General features: G+C 42.8%; 1 protein-coding gene. It reads right to left on the bottom strand.

Features of this window, described 5'->3' with window-relative positions:
- Nucleotides 1-230, bottom strand: a 230-nt coding sequence (locus GNF10_RS38215; RefSeq protein ID WP_221644728.1) for an HNH endonuclease, incomplete at its 3' end; no start/stop codon positions are given.
- Nucleotides 231-269: the final 39 nt, after the last annotated feature.

The raw sequence follows: 269 nt of genomic DNA, 5'->3' as shown, positions 1-269 counted from the left end.
GCACTACAAAGAGCTATAAGGTTGCCTCTGTGGTTATTTGCCGGATTTCTGTCCCAATGATGAACTTGTAGGGTGTACACTCTGCGTTTTGAGCGTGTTAGATGTGATGTTTTGTCACCAGGGGCTATGCAGTGTAACCCGCACTTTTGACAACGCCACTGGGCTTGTTGCTTAACTGAAGTGGCAATTTCTGACCAATTATCTGGGTATAGAGAATAGGTGAACGTCATCAGTCTAATTAAACTAAAGCTTTGAGAATTGTAATGCTT

Source organism: Nostoc sp. UCD121 (assembly GCF_014222285.1).
Taxonomy (GTDB): domain Bacteria; phylum Cyanobacteriota; class Cyanobacteriia; order Cyanobacteriales; family Nostocaceae; genus Nostoc.
The sequence above is the reverse complement of the archived record's forward strand: the minus strand, read 5'-3'. Positions and strand labels throughout refer to the sequence as shown.